Origin of the sequence: Bacillus sp. (in: firmicutes) (genome assembly GCA_012842745.1) — a bacterium.
Taxonomy (GTDB): domain Bacteria; phylum Bacillota; class Bacilli; order Bacillales; family Bacillaceae_J; genus Schinkia.
This window is the reverse complement of record DUSF01000035.1, coordinates 240329-258963: the sequence shown is the minus strand read 5'-3', so window position 1 is coordinate 258963 and position 18635 is coordinate 240329. Positions and strand designations below refer to the sequence as shown.

Sequence of the window (18635 nt, the reverse complement as noted above, 5' to 3'; positions counted from 1 at the left end):
GCATATCGTAATCAGGTTAAATTGGTAAAAAATTAGAAAGAAGAGATTACTGAAGAAGCCTACGTACTTCCGAAATAAAATAAAGTGACCCCGTAATAATCAAAACTCCATCTTCCTTCGTTCCAATTTCCCGCCTTTCATCCTCAATTGCTTTTTTCCAATCTGCTTCGATGTGTTTATTCGTAGACGTTGATAATTCGAACAGCTCCCGAGCCTCTGCACAACGCGGAAATTCAAATTGCGTAAAAATAAGCTTATCAGCGATGTTGTCCAATTTGCCAATCATCTCATTTAAAAGTTTATCTTTCAAAGCGCTGAAAATGATATGAACTTTCTTATCTAGATAATAGCGGTTGATTGTGTCGCACAGAGAATCAATGCCTTCTGGGTTATGGGCGCCGTCAATAAAGATAAGCGGTTCGTCGGAAATTTTTTCGAAACGCCCATTCCAAGTTGTTTTCCGTAGACCATTTCTTATTTGTTCTTCATCAATGACGAATGAATAATATTGTCTTAAATAATCAATGGTCATTAATGCTGTCGCGGCGTTTTTTATTTGGTGTGCGCCTTTCATTGAGATTTCAAGGTTCTCTAATTTGTTAAAAAATGATTTAAACGTAAATGTTTCACGACCGTTGCTCAGCGTTGCTTCCTCTATTTTAAATTCCCCGCCTAACCTATACTGCTTGGCATTTTTAGCTTTTGCAGTTTCACTGATTACCTTTAATGCTTCCTCATCTTCGACCGCCGTAACGACTGGGACACCTGATTTAATGATTCCCGCTTTTTCTTTAGCAATCTCTGCAATTGTGTGACCTAGGATATTCATGTGGTCTTGTCCGATATTTGTGATGACTGAAACAAGTGGGTAAATCACATTTGTTGAATCCAATCTGCCACCAAGGCCCGTTTCCATTAGGGTAATATCTGGATAGGCGTAGTTTGCGAAATAAACGAGGGCGATAATGGTTAATACTTCAAATTCGGTTGGAGCACCATAATCAGAAGCTTCGCATTTCTCCACAATTGGTTTTATTTTTTTGACAATCTCGACAAAATCCTCATCAGAAATCGGCTCTCCGTTTACGCTAATTCTTTCATTAAAGCTTTCGATATATGGTGAAGTAAATGTGCCAACAACATAGCCTGCTTCTTGTAAAATATGGCGCATAAAGCTGACCGTGGAGCCTTTTCCATTTGTACCAGCAACATGAACGGTCTTCAGTCTTCTTTCTGGATTGCCAAGCTGTTCAAGCATGAATCTCATGCGCTCTAATCCAGGCTTAATGCCAAATGTAAGACGGTTGTTCAGCCAATGCAATGCTTCGTTAAATTCAGTTTTCATATGTAAAAAAGCCTCCTACTTAATCGCAATATATTCTTCTCACATTGTATGAACAATTCTTCCCCACTGTCAACGAACATACAATGACGAAAAATTTTTTAAACAAAATAGTTTACTTTCTCTAGAAATTTGCATACAATTAATTGAAACTTTCCTAAAGGAAACTTTTTAGCGCTTGTATAACTATTTTGAGTGAGGTTAATCTTTATGACTGAAAATATTATTTTACTTTCTCAATGTGAAACCGGTGATGCTGTTGTAATTGAAAGCATATCCATTCAGGGCGTGATGCGTCGCCGTTTGTTAGATTTAGGCTTCATTAAAGGTGCATATGTTGATGTTTTGCAAAAAAGTCCATTAGGTGACCCAACAGCTTATCGTGTAAACAATACAACAATCGCTTTGCGAAAAGAAGAAAGTTCTCATATCTTTGTAAAAAAATTAAAGGAGGATGCATTGTGACCACATACAAAATTGCTTTAGCTGGCAATCCAAATACTGGCAAGAGCACCCTTTTTAATGCGCTGACAGGCTTAAAGCAGCATACTGGAAATTGGGCAGGCAAAACGGTTGAACTAGCTGAAGGGGCGTTCCAATATTTAGATGACACCTACAAAATCATTGACCTGCCTGGAACGTATTCCTTATATTCCAATTCTCATGATGAAGAAGTGGCAAGAGATTATATTTTGTTTGAAAATCCAGATGTGACCTTAGTTGTTGTTGATGCAACCGCATTGGAACGGAATTTAAATCTTGCACTACAAGTATTGGAAATGACCAAAAAAGTGATTATTTGCGTGAATTTAATCGATGAGGCCGAAAAAAAAGGAATAAAAATTGATGATCAAGGCTTGTCTAAACAGCTGAATGTACCAGTTGTAAAAATTTCAGCAAGAAATAAGCAAGGCTTTGACAATTTATTTAAAGCAATTCACGACCTTGTACATGGGGCAATCACTACAAAAATATATACAATCCATTATTCGCCTGAATTAGAAAAGAAAATCGCGGAATTAGAGCCTTCAATAAAAAAAATAGTTGGCAATAAACTACCATCACGGTGGATTGCGTTGAGGCTTTTAGATGGGGATAAAAGATTAATAGAAAGCTTAAGTAAAAGGATGTGAGTAGGATGGGCCAACAATTTCCTTTATCGCATCATTCATTAGCTGATATTGCCAAACATGCCGCAACATTAATGAATGAACAAGTGCGTGATGAAATCGTTGAAAACATTTATAAAGAAAGTTCGACTATATGCAAAAATGTTGTGGCATATAAGGACAAGGAAAAATGGAAAACAGAAAAAATTGATGCTATTTTAACTTCGCCAATCTGGGGATTTCCGATTATGTTTGCCATGCTTGGCATTGTTTTTTGGATTACGATTGCTGGTGCTAATGTTCCATCGGAAATGATTGCCGCAGGATTCGCTTGGTTGGAGGAGCTGTTGACTAAATTTTTTATTGCGATCCATGCTCCTAACTGGCTCCACGGTATGTTCGTTTTGGGCTTTTTCAGAGGAACAGCATGGGTTGTCAGTGTGATGCTCCCGCCAATGGCGATTTTCTTTCCGTTATTTGCCTTGCTTGAAAATTACGGCTATTTGCCTCGTGTTGCATTTAACCTTGACCGCCTTTTTAAGGGTGTTGGCGCCCATGGAAAGCAAGGGCTGACAATGGCGATGGGCTTTGGCTGTAATGCTGCGGCAATTATGGCAACAAGAATAATTGAGTCCCCACGAGAGAGAATGCTAGCGATTTTAACGAATAATTTCGTACCATGTAATGGACGCTGGCCAATCTTAATTTTAGTGGCATCGTTATATATGGCAGCCACTTTTAGCGGTGGAATGGCTACCCTTGTCACGGCTGGAACCGTTATGGGCATGGTACTAATCGGCATTGCTGTAACGTTAGCTGTATCGTGGCTTTTATCAAAGACATTATTAAAGGGTGTGCCTTCTCATTATACATTGGAGCTGCCGCCTTATCGTCGCCCGAAAGTTTGGAATACGGTTGTGCGAGCGAGTCTTGATAAATCTTGGTTTGTTTTAAAAAGGGCAGTCATCATTGCTGCACCTGCTTCCATCATTACATGGATTTTGGCAAATATTTATATTGGCGACACGTCCATCCTTATGCATTTTGTAGAGTTTCTCGACCCTTTTGCAAGAATGCTAGGATTAGATGGGTTTATTTTAGCAGCATTTATTTTAGGTTTACCTGCCAATGAAATAGTCATTCCGATTTTATTAATGGGCTATTTATCACAAGGCGCTTTGCTTGAAATTGAGAACTTGTCTGAGATCAAACAAATTTTTATTAACCAAGGCTGGACATGGTTAACTGCTTTAAATATGATGTTGTTTTCGCTCTTGCACTATCCATGTGGAACAACATTGTTTAATATTTACAAAGAAACAAAGAGTAAAAAATGGACGTTTCTCTCATTTTTAATTCCAACTTCGATTGCCATTATCGTAACCTTTGTGATTGCTACAGCGGCAAGAGCATTCGGTTGGGTTTAGTTTATGTTGTAAGACCAAATGTCTTCCTATATAATAATAGTTACACTGAATTTTTTGAAGGTGGTATCGGAATGCCTACACCTAGTATGGAAGACTATTTGGAACAAATTTACTTACTAATAGACCAAAAAGGTTATGCAAGAGTATCGGATATTGCGGAAAATTTATCTGTTCAACCATCTTCTGTGACGAAAATGGTGCAAAAATTAGATAAAGACGATTATCTTATATATGAAAAATATCGTGGCATTATTCTCACAGCAAAAGGAAAAAAGATTGGGCAACGCTTATTATATCGCCACGAATTATTAGAACAATTTTTGGAGCTTATTGGCGTCAAAAAAGAGAATATTTATAATGATGTTGAGGGGATTGAACATCATTTGAGCTGGAACTCAATTGACAGAATTGGGGACCTTGTCCAATATCTTGAGAAGAATAAACAGGAGTATGAAGATTATTTAGAGGGGCTTTATACGTCTGAAAAGAGTTTGGACGAAAAAAAATAATTTATTGCAAAGGACTATCCAAAAGCCAAAAGGCTGGCTGATTGGATAGTCCTTTTTAAATGTAAAAAAAGGTTACATTTTCAGAAATCCAATTAATATAAGCAAGACTCCTGGAAGAAAGGTAATTTTTTGTATCCACTTTACATTTCTAAATAGCTCTCCCATTTTAATTCCCGCTATTAGAAGCAATGCGGATGCACTAGCAATAAAGAGGGCTGATAAGATTGGCGGCAAATCAATTAAGGCAGCCCCAATCCCCGCTCCGAAGGAATCTAATGATAGTGCAAAACCTAAAATAAAAGCCTCAATTCCTCTTATATTCCCTGATTGATCCAAGTCTGCTACCATCGGCTTTTTTAATACTTTAATGATGATGCCTAATGATTTTATTTCAAAGTCAACAAGTATTTCTTTATCCTGTTTTGCCCCCTTTTTTCCCGCTGTAAAAAATTGCACTAACAGCCATATTCCGATTGCAATTAAAATACAACCGCCCAGTGTTGCTGCTGCATTGGCCGAAACAAACACCTCAATCCAAGTCCCTATTCCCATCGCCAGTAACAGAACAACAAAAGTACAAATTGATATGATGAAAATTGATTTTAACGGTATTGAAACCTTTCTTATCCCATACGTAAGCCCTACACTAAAGCTGTCAAGACTGACCGCAAGCCCCAAAATAAATAAAGTTAAGAGCTGGCCCATTGATCTTCTCCTCTCAAGATGTTGCTACCATATCGTATGAAAGGAAAGCTTATTTATTGTTAACCTGCTTGAAAAATAGTTTAAAAACCATTATATGCCTAGCAACGGAGATTGTTTATTAAAATGGGCGGGTATTTTGGTAAAAGTGTAAAATAAAACAGCAAATCGCCAATATTGGATTTGCTGTTTTATTATTTACTTATTTATAAATGTTTAGGGCTATTAATTGTTACCCCTTCAATTCCTGAATACGCGCTTCTACAGTAGCCCGCTTTTCAAGGTAATCTTGTTCTTTTTTGCGTTCTTCTGCGACAACATTAGTTGGTGCTTTTGCGATGAATTTTTCATTGCATAATTTCTTTTGAACGCGGTCTACTTCGGCATTTAGTTTTTCGAGTTCTTTTTGTAGGCGGGCGATTTCTTCTTCCATATTAATTAAACCTTCAAGTGGAAGGGACAGTTCTGCACCTGTTACGACAGCTGTCATTGCTTTTTCATCTGTTGTGATTTCGGTTGCCATTGTTAGCTCACTTGGGTTACAGAAGCGAACTAAATAATGGCGATTTTTTTCTAAGCTTGCTAAAATATCGGCGTTCTTCGCTTTAATATTGAGCTTAATTTGCTTGCTCATCGGCGTATTCACTTCAGCACGAATGTTTCTTACTGAACGGATGATATCTACTAAAAGCTTCATTTCCGCGGCAGCAGCTTCGTCTGTTAGTTCAGCGCGAACTTCAGGCCATTTCGCAACTGTAATCGATTCACCTTCATGCGGCAGTGCCTGCCATATTTCCTCGGTAATAAATGGCATGAATGGGTGCAGGAGGCGCATTGTATTGTCGAGAACATAGGCCAATACAGATCTTGTTGTCTTTTTCGCTGCTTCGCCTTCGCCATACAATGGCAGCTTTGCCATTTCAATATACCAGTCGCAAACATCATCCCATATAAAGTTATAAAGGACACGCCCAACTTCACCGAACTCATATTTATCGGCCATCTTTGTTACGGATTCGATTGTTTCATTTAAACGCGTTAAAATCCATTTGTCAGCCACCGATTTTTCTCCGCTTAAATCAAGCTCGTTAAACGTGATTCCATTCATGTTCATCAGTGCAAAACGTGATGCATTCCAAATCTTATTAGCAAAGTTCCAAGTTGATTCAACTTTTTCCCAAACGAAGCGCAGGTCTTGGCCTGGTGAGCTTCCAGTTGATAAGAAGTATCGCAATGCATCGGCGCCATATTTTTCAATAACATCCATTGGGTCAACACCATTGCCTAGCGATTTACTCATCTTGCGGCCTTCGGCATCACGAACAAGACCATGAATAAGCACATCTTTAAACGGACGTTTATCAGTAAATTCTAACCCCTGGAAAATCATTCTTGATATCCAGAAGAAAATAATATCATAGCCTGTTACTAAGCAGTTTGTTGGATAATAACGTTTGAAATCTTCTGCTCGCTCGTCTGGCCAGCCTAAGGTTGAAAATGGCCATAACGCTGAACTAAACCATGTATCTAATACATCTTCATCTTGAGTCCAATTTTCCGCATCTCTTGGTGCTTCGTGGCCAACATAAACTTCACCTGTCTCTTTATGGTACCATGCAGGAATGCGATGGCCCCACCAAAGCTGGCGAGAAATACACCAATCACGAATGTTTTCAAGCCAATGGAGATACGTTTTTTCAAAACGCTCTGGTACAAAGTTTACCTTTCCTTCGGCGTTTTGTTGAAGCTCAATTGCCGTATCAGCTAAGGGCTGCATTTTTACAAACCATTGGGTTGAAAGATACGGCTCAACAACGGCCCCGCTTCGCTCTGAATGTCCAACTGAATGAAGATGATCTTCAATTTTGAATAAAACACCTTGGTCTTGAAGATCCTTGACGATTTGCTTGCGGCATTCAAAACGATCCATACCTTGATATTTACCAGCATTTTCATTCATCGTTCCATCTTCGTTCATGACTAAAACGCGCTCTAGGTTATGGCGATTGCCTAGTTCAAAGTCATTCGGATCATGGGCAGGGGTTATTTTCACTGCACCAGAACCAAATTCCATATCAACATAATCATCTGCCACAATTGGAATTTCACGACCTATGATTGGCAGCTTCACTGTTTTGCCAATGAGATGCTGATATCTTTCATCCTTTGGATGGACAGCAACCGCTGTATCACCAAGCATTGTTTCCGGGCGGGTTGTCGCTACTTCGATAGAGCCTGAGCCATCTGCTAATGGATAGTTCATATGGTAAAAAGCACCTTGAACATCTTTGTAAATAACTTCAATATCAGATAGAGCTGTTTTCGTTTGCGGATCCCAGTTAATAATGTATTCACCGCGGTAAATGAGGCCTTTTTCATAAAGCTTTACAAACACCTCGCGCACGGCTTTTGAAAGACCTTCATCCAATGTAAATCTTTCACGAGTATAATCAAGGCCTAAACCAAGCTTGGACCATTGTGCACGAATAAAATCGGCGTATTCTTCTTTCCATTCCCATGATTTTTCGAGGAATTTTTCGCGCCCAAGGTCATAGCGTGACTTTCCTTCTTCACGCAGCTTTTCCTCAACCTTAGCTTGAGTCGCTATCCCCGCATGGTCCATACCAGGAAGCCAAAGAACATCATAGCCTTGCATCCGTTTCATTCTTGTAAGAATATCTTGTAGCGTTGTATCCCAAGCATGGCCGAGATGAAGCTTTCCCGTTACATTTGGCGGTGGAATTACAATTGTATACGGTTGTTTTTGTGATTTTGGATTTGGTTCGAAGAATTTCCCTTCGATCCACCATGCATAGCGATCCTCTTCAACAGATTTCGGATCATATTTTGTAGGTAAATTAATCTCTTGATTCATTTCTTGGTTACTCATTAGTAAAACTCCTCCTAATTATTTATTGAAAATTATGTAAAAAGAACAAAAAACTCCTTCCATCCAATAAAAGGACGAAAGAAGCTATTCTTCGTGGTACCACCTTTTTTCATTGATATTGATTGTAAGGCATAATTAGCGCATGTTCGTTATGCACTTCTAACGAACATTCCAATCAGCAAAAATATCAACGCACTCAAAACAGATAACGGACTGTGACCGGCTTTCCCTACTGTTAATTTGAAATTTCAGAAAAGCTGCTTAAGGGCTACCTTCCAACGTTACATCCTAAGAGATCTCCCAGCGAATCAATCTCTCTCTCTGAAGGGTTCACGAAGTACTCCTCCCTGTCATTGCAGTTTAAGTTTATTTTTGTTGAAGTTGTTTTTCATTTCACTTATTATATATTAACTTTAAAAAATTCAAATCGTCAATATTATCGCCAATTTTTTTCAAACTTTATACTATCGCAATTATTACTTGAAAATTTTACAAAAAAATTAATAATATTAAACACCAATCATACTATAAAAGCATATGATAATACTACAATCTTTTGCGGCCCTTTATATTATTTAATGAAAGGAGTTCGAACATGGGCAGATTTTATCGGTTCCGCCTCCCGCCTTGGGCACGCCATTTTCTTTTAGTATTGGAACAAATAACGATACCTCTTGTCGTTTTCCAGGCACTCCGGACGCTATTTTTACCAAGCACATTTGATGTTATTTTGCTTTCTTTATTAGTGTTATTAGCGGTTTCTTTTTACTTAGAGTGGCTTTAATTAGGGCTGGCCCAAAGATTTTCTGGGTCAGCCCTTTTCCCATCTTAATGAATCTAAACCATATTATAACTCCACAAGTTAACACTAGGTTTGTGCTGCTGAACCCGTGCCATCTGTCTCCGCCTCTGCCTCGCCTAAATTATTGTACTCTTGTTTAATTGCCTCATCTATCTTGGAGATAAAATTGGAGGCTGCTTGCATTTGCCAAACGGCGCGTTGCAATTTTGTTACCATGTTTCGTTCAGATAAAGAAGAGGCAGTTTCGTATTGATGAATAATCTTATGAATTTTGCTCGTTTCCGTCATATAATAAAATAATAATAATTTTTCATCCTCTGTCAATGGATTGTTCCTAATATATTGTATATATTGATTTGATGCAGCGGATGCTTTTTGTGGGTAGTGATTAAGTAGTTTTCTAAAAAAATATAATAAGTCATAGATTGGCGATGCAGCAAATGTTCGCTCAAAGTTTATGAGAAAACTATGACCATTTTCATCATAGAGTAAGTGCTTTGGTGCTAAATTTCCATGGCAAATCACAACTCGGTCTTGTTTTTTTTCCTTTACTATATCAAACCAATCTTCAAGTTGCCTTAAAGTTGAATCCTCCATTCGGATAATTTGCATAAAATGCGTGCAATAAAGAAGCTCAAAAGGCGACATATATTGTTTTCTTTCACATTTCTCAATAAAGCGTTCATAATCAAGCCTACGCCGATCAATATTCGTTTTTGATTTCTCATAAAAATATTGAAAAAATGTCTGGTTTACTTCTCCTTTTGTCTCTGTTAAAGAATGCAGTTTAGCTGCTGCTCTAAGCAAATCTTTGTAACTGTTATCAGTGTTTGATTGGTAGGTTTCAAGCCATGGCATTAAGTAATATTCACTTTGGTTGTCTCTTAAAAGATAACTTCCATTTGTTGTTGAATAAATTGGAATCACATGGCGATAACCATTTCCATGGAGGCTTTGAACAGCATACAAAAATTGCTTGCGTTGCTCTTCCGAAAATTGAACTTCTTTTAAAGCAAAAACTCCTTTTTTCGAAATAATTTTTTTCACCTTTCCAAAATCCTCGATATGGTCTGGTTCAATTCTATATCGGTTTAAAATCCTATAATATGGTTGTTGTCGCAATATAAATCACCTCGTTCAATATCCATGAACTAAAAAGGCTTCCGTACGGAAGCCTTCTATTTTTCTACTCCAGCATATTCAGGGATATAAAGAATTTGACCTTCTTTTAAGATTTCATCATTTAATCCATTTAGTCGGATAATTTGATTAACTGAGATGTCATACGTTTCTGCAATTGTCCCTACTGTTTCGCCGCTTTGGACAATGCGAAGTCGTAATTTAGAAAAGTCCTCTTCCCCACCAGATGCAAGCATTTTTGTTAAATACAGTGCATTTTCTGTTCTTTTAGAACGATTGATTGTTTCTGCTGCGGTTTCTTTATCCTCGACAACTTCCTTAGTACCGAAAGTATTATATGTTGTTTGTTGTGGAGAGTATAAGTTTTTTGGATTCCAGCCTTGTTCTGTTTGCTCGGAACGGCCTTTCATTCCGATGTTCGGTGAAAGTTTTTTGGGAAAAATGTTAACGGGCACCTCTAATTCTGGTTCATCTATTACTTCGGCCTCCGTTTCAGCTAGTCGATCCTCTAAAACGTCTTCAAAATTTTGGTTAACTTCAACCTCCCCTGTTACTTCATCCCTGAGATCTGCTGCATTCTCCTCCACTATATCCTCTTTGCGGACCTCCGTTGAAAATGATGGGAACTTATACTCAGCACTATTTTCAAATTCGCGTTCATAGGAAGCTACTAACGATCCATTATTTGCCTCGTATTGATTAGCAATTGGAACTTCTACTTGTCGTTCAGCCTCGACTAGGCCAATATCATTAACATTGTAATCCTCACTAGCTTGTTGCTCGTTTAGTGCATTTTGCGCATTTGTATCTTGTTTTCGTTCAGCCGCTGAAGATTCCCTTTCATTCGTAATACCGCTAATACATAGATCCGCTTTTAACTCCAATCTGCCGCGCTCGGGTATTTCATAATCAAATGCTTCTATAAGCACATATACATCATCAAGACTACGAATTCGATTGGCCGGAATCGTTATGTCAATCGGAAAACGGTGTTTCATACTATGAATATTGCCTTCATTTTCGACAACCTCGTCCACTGTTCTATATATAGCTGTATCACGAAGTGAAAAAATATTTTCGTCCTCTTGTTCACCAGCATGTGGATGATACTCTCCAGATAGTACTAATGACCCTCGTATTGATATATAATTATCATGTTCTTGTACTGAAATTTCAGGATCTAATGACATAGAAACTACATCTGACACTTCCTGTCCCTTTTTAAACCATACAGATTCTTCTACCGAAAACCGAATAGAAGATGTTTGATTGAATGTCAATGAACTTTCTCCCCCTTCTTGTTTAGAGGTTATTCAAAAAGTAGCATCACCTTTCGAAACCATAATTTTACTATGACATTACAGATTTATGTAGGGACCAGCGTATTTATGCGAATTATTTTCGGATTAACAAATGGGCATTTTGAAATTTGGTGCTTTATCCACGAAATTTAAATTATATCCACGAATTCAGGTGCTTTATCCACGAAATTCAAATTATATCCACGAATTCAGGTGCTTTATCCACGAAATTCAAATTATATCCACGAATTCAATATTTCCTCAAAAAAATGCCTGCCAGCAAAAATTGCGCTGGCAGGCAAAGTCTTCTACATTTTTATTTTAATTTTGCAAAAGCTTCTTCTGCCGCGGCAATTGTTTTTTCAATATCCTCGTCAGTATGTGCCGTAGATAAAAAATAAGCTTCGAACTGTGAAGGCGGTAAAAATACACCTTGTTCAATCATTTCTCGGTAGTATTTCGCGAATAAATCCAAATCTGAAGTCTTCGCTGTTTCAAAATTAACTACTTTTTCATTTGTGAAGAAGAAGCCTAGCATCGCCCCTACACCATCACAATAATGAGGGATTTCATATTTTTCAGCAGCACGTTTTATACCTTCTAAAAGGCGGGCAACCTTTTTATCAAACTCCGCATATGTTTCTGGTGTTAAACGTGATAATGTTTCATAACCGGCTGTCATCGCTAATGGGTTGCCTGATAATGTCCCTGCTTGATAAATAGGGCCGCTTGGCGCAATTTGATTCATGATTTCAGCCTTGCCACCGTATGCACCAACAGGAAGCCCACCACCGATTACTTTTCCTAAACAAGTTAAATCCGGTGTGATGCCAAAATATCCTTGGGCACAATTATAGCCGACGCGGAAACCCGTCATAACCTCATCAAAAATTAATAATGTTCCATTCTTTTCTGTAATTTCACGGAGACCTTCTAAAAATCCAGGTAAGGGCTTTACAAATCCCATATTTCCAGCAACAGGCTCAACGATAACAGCTGCAATGTCTTTGCCATATTGCTCAAAGGCGTACTGAACACTCTCAAGATCATTATAAGGAACTGTGATTGTATTTTTTGCGATTGATTCTGGTACACCAGGGCTGTCAGGTAGTCCTAACGTAGCAACACCTGAGCCAGCTTTAATTAATAAAGAATCGCCATGACCGTGATAGCAGCCTTCAAACTTCATAATCAAATTGCGGCCAGTGAAACCACGGGCAAGACGAAGGGCGCTCATCGTTGCCTCCGTACCTGAATTGACCATGCGCACAACCTCTATCGATGGAACACGGTCAATGACAAGTTGAGCCAGCTTTGTCTCAAGTTCTGTTGGAGCTCCGAAGCTTGTCCCGCTTTCTGTTACCTTTTTAAGCTCTTCGACTATTTCATCATAGGCATGACCAAGGATTAACGGCCCCCAAGAAAGGACGTAATCAATATATTCATTTCCATCAATATCATACAGCTTTGAGCCTTTGCCGCGTTCCATAAAAATTGGGTCCATCTGAACTGATTTAAATGCTCTAACAGGACTGTTGACTCCGCCAGGCATAACACGGACAGCTTCACTGAATGCTGCTTTCGATTTTTCAAAGCTTCTCATCCTATCACTCCTACTTTTCTTCATTCAACCATGCAGCTACATCTTTTGCAAAATAAGTAATAATAAGGTCTGCGCCTGCACGTTTCATGCTTGTTAATAATTCAAGCACAATTCTCTTTTCATCAATCCAGCCGTTTTGTGCGGCTGCTTTCACCATCGCATACTCCCCGCTCACATTATAGGCTACCATTGGAGCGTTATAGCGGTCCTTCACCTCACGTATTACATCCAAATAAGATAGCGCTGGCTTCACCATTAGGAAATCCGCTCCTTCTTCAAGGTCAGACTCAGCTTCACGAAGTGCTTCCAAGCGATTGGCTGGATCCATTTGATATGTTTTGCGATCACCAAATTGTGGTGCGCTTCCAGCCGCATCACGGAATGGCCCATAGAAAGCGGAAGCATATTTAACCGCATAAGACATAATTGGAATATGCTCATAGCCAGCTTCATCTAAGCCTTTTCGGATTGCAGCTACAAAGCCATCCATCATATTTGACGGTGCGATAATATCTGCGCCTGCTTCAGCCTGGCTGATAGCTGTTTTTGTTAACAATTTTAACGATGGGTCATTTAAAATATCACCTTCTTCAATGACACCACAATGACCATGATTCGTAAATTCACATAAGCATGTATCGGCAATCACAATCAATTCAGGATACTTTTCTTTCACTTGTCTTGTTGCCTCTTGCACAATCCCGTGGTTATGATATGCACCTGTACCTACATCATCTTTTTCGGTCGGGATCCCGAATAAAATAATCGATGGAATGCCAAGTTTTACAACCGTTTGCACCTCTTCATCAAGATTATCTAATGATATCTGGTAAACGCCTGGCATTGATGGAACTTCATTTTTAATATCATTTCCTTCAATTACAAAAATCGGATAAATGAGATCTTCTTTTCGCACATAAGTTTCCCGTACCATTGACCGAATGCCTTCACTAGCCCGTAGGCGGCGATGACGTTTGAAATTTAAATCATTCATTAAAATTGTACCTCCTTTTTTACTATGGGGTCTCGGACCCCTCCTAACGGTTGATGATGGCATCAATAAGCCCTGCAATCGTGTATTCCTCGGCCACAATGTCCACTTTTATTCCCGCTTCTAAAGCTGTATTTTCCGTAATTGGTCCGATACAAACAATTTGGACATCATCCATCCAATCTTGCCAGTTTGTCCCTTGCAAAAGCGCTACAAAATTTGTTACTGTACTAGAGCTTGTAAATGTAATCATATCTATAGAGTGGTTTTTTAATAAATGTAAAAGCTCCATTTGCTTCTCCATATTTAAGACCGTTTCATAGATGACTAAGTCATCCACTTTTATCCCGATTTCAGCCAACTTTTCTGGTAAAAGTAATCTGCCAAGATTCCCTCTTGCTAATAAGAGCGTCTCACCTGCGACAACGGTTTCAACCAGCTTTTCCAATAAATCCTCAGCAACAAATTTCTCAGGGATTAGGTCCGCAGTGTAGCCCTTTTCTTCCAAGGCCTCTAACGTCTTTTTACCAACAACCGCTATTTTCGGCCACATAGACGCTTCCTTGTCAAAGCTAATGTTAAATTTTTTAAGAAAATCAAAAAAATAGTGAACACCATTGACACTTGTCAATACGAGCCAATCATAAGCCAAGATGTTTTCCAGTGTTCGTTTGATTAACTCCGTATTTTTAGGCGGCTGGATTTTAATTAAAGGAATTTCAATTGGAATTCCCCCAAGCTCAGCGATTTTTTCTGAAAAAGATACCGCCTGCTCCTTCGCGCGTGTTACTAAAATACGCTTACCTTGAAGGGGGCTGCTACTAGCAGGCATTATCGATCATTCTCCTTTTGGACCGCTTCAATAATGTCCTTTGCCCCTTTTTCGGTTAAGCGATGCGCCGCTTCTTCACCAAGACTTTTGGCATCCGTTCCAACCAACTCTTCTTTCAAAATTGTTTTTCCATCAGGTGAAGCGACAAGTGCAATAAGTTTGATTCTTCCATCTTCCAACACTTCCGCAAAGCCAGCAATCGGTACTTGACAGCCACCTTCCATTTTATGTAGGAATACTCGCTCGGCCTCGACTGCTTTTGCTGTATTCTCGTCTTGTAATTTAAGTAAAAGGTCCAATACTTCTCTATCATCTTCGCGACATTCAATCGCTAGCGCCCCTTGGCCAATTGCTGGTACTGAGACATCAATATCTAAATATTCTGTTACCGTATCATCGCTCCAGCCCATGCGGATAAGCCCTGCAGCCGCTAAAATAATCGCATCGAAGCCTTCAGCGGGATCATTTAACTTTGCTAAACGAGTATCTATATTGCCGCGAATCCACTTGATGTTCAAATCAGGACGATATGCCAACAGCTGGGCACCCCTCCTAAGGCTGCTTGTCCCAATAACGCTACCTGAAGGTAAGTCTTTTAACTTCACATGCCCCTTTGATATAAAAGCATCACGATGGTCTTTGCGAGCTGGAATACAACCAATTGTAAAGCCCTCTGGCAAAACGGCAGGCATATCCTTCATGCTATGGACAGCCATATCAATTTCTTTATCCAACATGGCTTGTTCTATTTCTTTGACAAAAAGTCCTTTTCCACCAACTTTAGAAAGGGTCACATCAAGAATTTTATCACCTTTTGTCACAATCTTTTTTACCTCAAATTCAAATGGAAGCCCTAAGCCTTTCATTTGCTCGATAAACCAGTTTGTCTGTGTTAAAGCAAGCTTACTCTGTCTCGAACCTACAATGATTTTTCGCATTCTATATTTTTCCTCCATTTATAATATCTATATTAACCATACCAAAAGTGAAAACGTGATAAACTACTAGATAAAAAAAAGTTTGCTAAAAGAATAAGAAAAGCCGCTAGATTCCATAGTGCTACCGTTTTCCCTTGAAGCCCTTTCGCAACTCGAACATATAAATAAACGCTATATGCTAGTAAAACAGTGAAGGACCCGACGGCCTTCGCATCATACCATTTAAAATCGTCGATTGAAATATACGCCCAAATGACCCCTAATATAAGTGATATTAACAAGAGGGGAACCCCGCTCATGTTAAAGCTAAATGAAAGCCGATCAAGCTTCGATAAATCACCTAAGCGCCGCAAGCGTCTGCCCCATTTTTTTTTCTTGATCATATGATATTGCAAGACATACATCATGGAAAAAATAGCAGAGAGAGAAAAAGCGCCGTATGAAATAATCGCTATAGTGATGTGAATCACTAATAACTCAGACATAAGCTGCGCTGCTAATACGTCAGGCTTATATTCCACAGGGGCAAATAAATGCAGGGTCATAATAATGAAACCTAGTACATTTGTAAAAAAAACAATAAAGTCAATTCGAAACACTTTATTAATAATGAGTGAAAATGACACTAATACCCATGTATAAAAATAAAGGCCTTCCGCTATCGTAAGGATGGGGAACCGCCCCATTTCCACCATTCTTGAAACTAAAAAAACAGATTGCAAAACCCATACAATAGCAAGCAACCAGAAGGCAGTTCTATTTGCCTTCCGGTTGTTTTGTAAAAAATCTATAAAATAGCCTAAAACACTACATGCGTATACTATTATCGTAACATCATAAATCCAACCAAATTGAAAGGTATGCATCCTTTGAATCCTCTCTAAGATTGTTCTTTTTAGAGGCTGAATACAGTTAAATATTCTTTACCGAATAGGACCATTGTTTTTCCCGTTCAATGGGTATGACAACTTTTTCCTGTTCCTTTTGTGCATTGATTTCCTCTTGAACATCTTCTCCAATATCAAATATCTTCATAAATAGCTTTAAAGATTCTTCCGCATTTGGTTGTGCAGCCAATTCCTTGGCATTATTGATGGGCTCTCGAAGAAGTTGGTTAATAATGCTCTTTGTATGTTTATTTAATAATCGCTTTTCACGGTCAGTTAAATTAGGCATTTTTCTTTCGATGCTATTCATCGTTTCTGCTTGGATTGCAAGTGCGCGTTTCCTTAGGGCTGAAATGATTGGAACAACTCCTAAAGTACCAAGCCATGTTTGGAATTCTGCCATTTGCACCTCGATCATTTTACTAATTATAGCGGCCGCTTTCTCACGCTCCGCTAAATTCGCATCGACAACACCTTGGAGATCATCGATATCATATAAGAACACATTTTCAAGCTCATCAAGAGCAGGGTCAAGGTCACGCGGAACTGCAATATCAACCATAAACAACGGACGACCTTTCCGTCTTTTTTCAACATTGGCCACCATTTCTTTTGTAATTACAAAATCTTTTGAGCCTGTCGAGCTAATTAAAATATCAGCATCAACAAGGACCTGCGCTAACTCTTCAATAGACTGTGCCTGTCCATTGAAGCGGTTTGCTAATTCCTCTGCTTTTTCAAAAGTGCGGTTAATTACTGTAATATGATGAGCACCACTGCCGTGAAGATTTTTGGCAGCGAGTTCCCCCATCTTACCAGCGCCAACTATGACAACATGCTTATTTTCAAGATTTCCAAAAATTTTCTTGGCCAGCTCTACCGCAGCATAGCTCACTGAAACAGCATTTTCGCCGATCTCCGTTTCATTATGAGCCTTCTTTGCTAAAGTAATTGCTTCTTTAAACAGTTCATTAAAAATAGTCCCTGTCGTTTTCATTTCTTGGGCAAGCAAAAAGCTGTCGCGGACTTGTCCAAGAATTTGCGTTTCGCCTAATACCATAGAATCTAAACCACATGTAACGCGAAATAAATGTTCTATTGCTTCTTCATTTTCATATATCGATAAGTATGGGGCGAAATCATCGATTTCACAATTAAACCAGTCTGCCAAAAAGGCCATGACATAATACCGGCCGGTATGAATTTGCTCAACTACAGCATAAATCTCCGTTCGGTTACAAGTAGAAATGATGACATCTTCTAGGACGCTTTTTTGCTCTCTTAGCTTTAGATGAGCTTCTTGCATCGTAGAAGGATCAAATGTTAGTTTTTCTCTTATTTCCACTGGGGCCGTTTTATAATTCAAACCTATTTTTAGAACATGCATTATTACTCCACCCCGCATTTATAATCAATCAACAAGTGTAGTTTCTTGTCGAAAAAATACCAATATAATTATAATAGCATATATTGATGAAATTTTACTGAAAAATTATGAACAGTATATGAAAACGTTATGATATCATTAATTCATACTGCAACCAAAAGTAACCAAAAGCTAAATCTCGACATATTCATAGTTCTAAAAATATCTTAACAAAAAGAAATGCGATTAATCAAGTACATGACAGTTTATTAACAGGAGTGTGTTGTTTTCCATTATGAAAAAACAAAGCTTTTTTCTAGGTATTATGTTAATTGGTTTAGGTGTTTACTTTTTAATGGACCAACTAAACATACCCATTTTGGATAATATTTTTACATGGCCTACATTAATATTAATGCTCGGAATTGCCTTCCTATTACAAGCCTATGTTGCAAAAGAAAAACAAAGTATATTTCCCGGTGTCATCTTAACGGGGCTTGGTATTCATTTTCATGGGCGGGAGCTTTTTTCTTTTTGGCCTGAGCATTGGGCTATTTATACATTAATTATTGGGGTTGCATTCGTCCTTCGACATAAAAAAATAGTAGGTATATTATTATTAGTTATTTCACTGTTAGGGTTATTTTATGACGGTGTGATTGGTTGGATGAGATATATTGGTGAAGCAGTAGGATGGTTGGTAAATTTTTGGCCGGTTGTTTTGATTGCCCTAGGGGTGTATGTACTCTATAAGAAATAGCAAGATATGCGGAGGCAGGGGAACCATCCCCTGCTT

General features: G+C 38.6%; 17 protein-coding genes and 1 other annotated feature. Of the genes, 6 read left to right on the top strand and 11 right to left on the bottom strand.

The features are described 5' to 3' along the window. Positions 1–46 precede the first annotated feature (46 nt). Positions 47–1345 carry a bifunctional folylpolyglutamate synthase/dihydrofolate synthase gene (locus tag GX497_06305; GenBank protein ID HHY72826.1) on the bottom strand — a complete coding sequence of 433 codons (1299 nt, stop codon included), beginning with the start codon at positions 1343–1345 and terminating at the stop codon, positions 47–49. 207 nt (positions 1346–1552) lie between these two features. Between GX497_06305 and GX497_06300 the strand changes: the two genes are divergently transcribed. The 4 genes from GX497_06300 (at position 1553) to mntR (ending at position 4387) form a co-directional block, all read left to right on the top strand. Beyond that, the gene (locus GX497_06300) at positions 1553–1807 is read left to right on the top strand and encodes a ferrous iron transport protein A (GenBank protein HHY72825.1); all 255 of its coding nucleotides are present in this window, start codon (positions 1553–1555) and stop codon (positions 1805–1807) included. After that, positions 1804–2475 (top strand): GTP-binding protein, encoded by a 672-nt coding sequence (locus GX497_06295; protein ID HHY72824.1) that lies wholly within the window; start codon positions 1804–1806, stop codon positions 2473–2475. Before GX497_06300 ends, GX497_06295 begins: the two co-directional genes overlap by 4 nt. 5 nt (positions 2476–2480) lie before the next feature. Beyond that, the gene (locus tag GX497_06290) at positions 2481–3878 is read left to right on the top strand and encodes a ferrous iron transporter B (protein HHY72823.1); all 1398 of its coding nucleotides are present in this window, start codon (positions 2481–2483) and stop codon (positions 3876–3878) included. A 71-nt stretch (positions 3879–3949) separates the two neighbouring features. After that, positions 3950–4387, top strand: a complete 438-nt coding sequence (mntR, locus tag GX497_06285; protein HHY72822.1) for a transcriptional regulator MntR — start codon at positions 3950–3952, stop codon at positions 4385–4387. Positions 4388–4459: 72 nt separating this feature from the next. On the opposite strand, the gene ytaF is transcribed toward mntR, so the two are convergent. Further along, positions 4460–5092 (bottom strand): sporulation membrane protein YtaF, encoded by a 633-nt coding sequence (ytaF, locus tag GX497_06280; protein HHY72821.1) that lies wholly within the window; start codon positions 5090–5092, stop codon positions 4460–4462. A gap of 229 nt (positions 5093–5321) precedes the next feature. Next, positions 5322–7979: a valine--tRNA ligase gene (locus GX497_06275; GenBank protein ID HHY72820.1), complete on the bottom strand. Its 2658-nt coding sequence runs from the start codon at positions 7977–7979 to the stop codon at positions 5322–5324. 67 nt (positions 7980–8046) lie between these two features. Beyond that, positions 8047–8342, bottom strand: a binding site (T-box leader). A 232-nt stretch (positions 8343–8574) separates the two neighbouring features. Between GX497_06275 and GX497_06270 the strand changes: the two genes are divergently transcribed. Next, positions 8575–8763: a hypothetical protein gene (locus GX497_06270; protein HHY72819.1), complete on the top strand. Its 189-nt coding sequence runs from the start codon at positions 8575–8577 to the stop codon at positions 8761–8763. 84 nt (positions 8764–8847) lie between these two features. Here GX497_06270 and ysxE read toward each other — a convergent pair whose 3' ends face one another. The 8 genes from ysxE to GX497_06230 all read right to left on the bottom strand — a co-directional run bounded on the left by ysxE (position 8848) and on the right by GX497_06230 (position 17860). After that, positions 8848–9903, bottom strand: coding sequence for a spore coat protein YsxE (gene ysxE, locus GX497_06265; GenBank protein ID HHY72818.1), 1056 nt, complete (start codon positions 9901–9903; stop codon positions 8848–8850). Between the two features lie 56 nt (positions 9904–9959). After that, positions 9960–11201 (bottom strand): stage VI sporulation protein D, encoded by a 1242-nt coding sequence (gene spoVID / locus GX497_06260; protein ID HHY72817.1) that lies wholly within the window; start codon positions 11199–11201, stop codon positions 9960–9962. Positions 11202–11538: 337 nt separating this feature from the next. Further along, the gene (gene hemL, locus GX497_06255; protein HHY72816.1) at positions 11539–12825 is read right to left on the bottom strand and encodes a glutamate-1-semialdehyde 2,1-aminomutase; all 1287 of its coding nucleotides are present in this window, start codon (positions 12823–12825) and stop codon (positions 11539–11541) included. A gap of 10 nt (positions 12826–12835) precedes the next feature. Continuing rightward, the gene (gene hemB, locus GX497_06250) at positions 12836–13819 is read right to left on the bottom strand and encodes a porphobilinogen synthase (GenBank protein HHY72815.1); all 984 of its coding nucleotides are present in this window, start codon (positions 13817–13819) and stop codon (positions 12836–12838) included. Between the two features lie 43 nt (positions 13820–13862). Continuing rightward, positions 13863–14648, bottom strand: coding sequence for a uroporphyrinogen-III synthase (locus GX497_06245; protein ID HHY72814.1), 786 nt, complete (start codon positions 14646–14648; stop codon positions 13863–13865). Continuing rightward, on the bottom strand, positions 14648–15586 hold the full coding sequence (gene hemC / locus GX497_06240; protein HHY72813.1) for a hydroxymethylbilane synthase: 939 nt from the start codon (positions 15584–15586) through the stop codon (positions 14648–14650). The genes GX497_06245 and hemC overlap by 1 nt, the downstream gene beginning before the upstream one ends. Before the next feature lie 32 nt (positions 15587–15618). Further along, entirely contained in the window at positions 15619–16452 is an 834-nt protein-coding gene (gene ccsA / locus GX497_06235; protein HHY72812.1) for a cytochrome c biogenesis protein CcsA, read from the bottom strand. A gap of 46 nt (positions 16453–16498) precedes the next feature. Then, positions 16499–17860 (bottom strand): glutamyl-tRNA reductase, encoded by a 1362-nt coding sequence (locus GX497_06230; GenBank protein HHY72811.1) that lies wholly within the window; start codon positions 17858–17860, stop codon positions 16499–16501. Between the two features lie 271 nt (positions 17861–18131). Here GX497_06230 and GX497_06225 point away from each other — a divergent pair, with 271 nt between their 5' ends. Further along, complete coding sequence (locus tag GX497_06225) at positions 18132–18599, top strand: hypothetical protein (protein ID HHY72810.1); 468 nt, start codon at positions 18132–18134, stop codon at positions 18597–18599. The last annotated feature ends 36 nt before the right edge of the window (positions 18600–18635 follow it).

Coding starts and splice junctions, on each gene's coding strand:
- GX497_06230 (HHY72811.1), bottom strand. CDS start 17,860: ATGCATGTTCTAAAAATAGGTTTGAATTATAAAACGGCCCCAGTGGAA.
- GX497_06275 (HHY72820.1), bottom strand. CDS start 7,979: ATGAGTAACCAAGAAATGAATCAAGAGATTAATTTACCTACAAAATAT.
- mntR (HHY72822.1), top strand. CDS start 3,950: ATGCCTACACCTAGTATGGAAGACTATTTGGAACAAATTTACTTACTA.
- GX497_06270 (HHY72819.1), top strand. CDS start 8,575: ATGGGCAGATTTTATCGGTTCCGCCTCCCGCCTTGGGCACGCCATTTT.
- GX497_06305 (HHY72826.1), bottom strand. CDS start 1,345: ATGAAAACTGAATTTAACGAAGCATTGCATTGGCTGAACAACCGTCTT.
- GX497_06300 (HHY72825.1), top strand. CDS start 1,553: ATGACTGAAAATATTATTTTACTTTCTCAATGTGAAACCGGTGATGCT.
- ccsA (HHY72812.1), bottom strand. CDS start 16,452: ATGCATACCTTTCAATTTGGTTGGATTTATGATGTTACGATAATAGTA.
- GX497_06290 (HHY72823.1), top strand. CDS start 2,481: ATGGGCCAACAATTTCCTTTATCGCATCATTCATTAGCTGATATTGCC.
- ytaF (HHY72821.1), bottom strand. CDS start 5,092: ATGGGCCAGCTCTTAACTTTATTTATTTTGGGGCTTGCGGTCAGTCTT.
- GX497_06245 (HHY72814.1), bottom strand. CDS start 14,648: ATGCCTGCTAGTAGCAGCCCCCTTCAAGGTAAGCGTATTTTAGTAACA.
- hemB (HHY72815.1), bottom strand. CDS start 13,819: ATGAATGATTTAAATTTCAAACGTCATCGCCGCCTACGGGCTAGTGAA.
- hemC (HHY72813.1), bottom strand. CDS start 15,586: ATGCGAAAAATCATTGTAGGTTCGAGACAGAGTAAGCTTGCTTTAACA.
- hemL (HHY72816.1), bottom strand. CDS start 12,825: ATGAGAAGCTTTGAAAAATCGAAAGCAGCATTCAGTGAAGCTGTCCGT.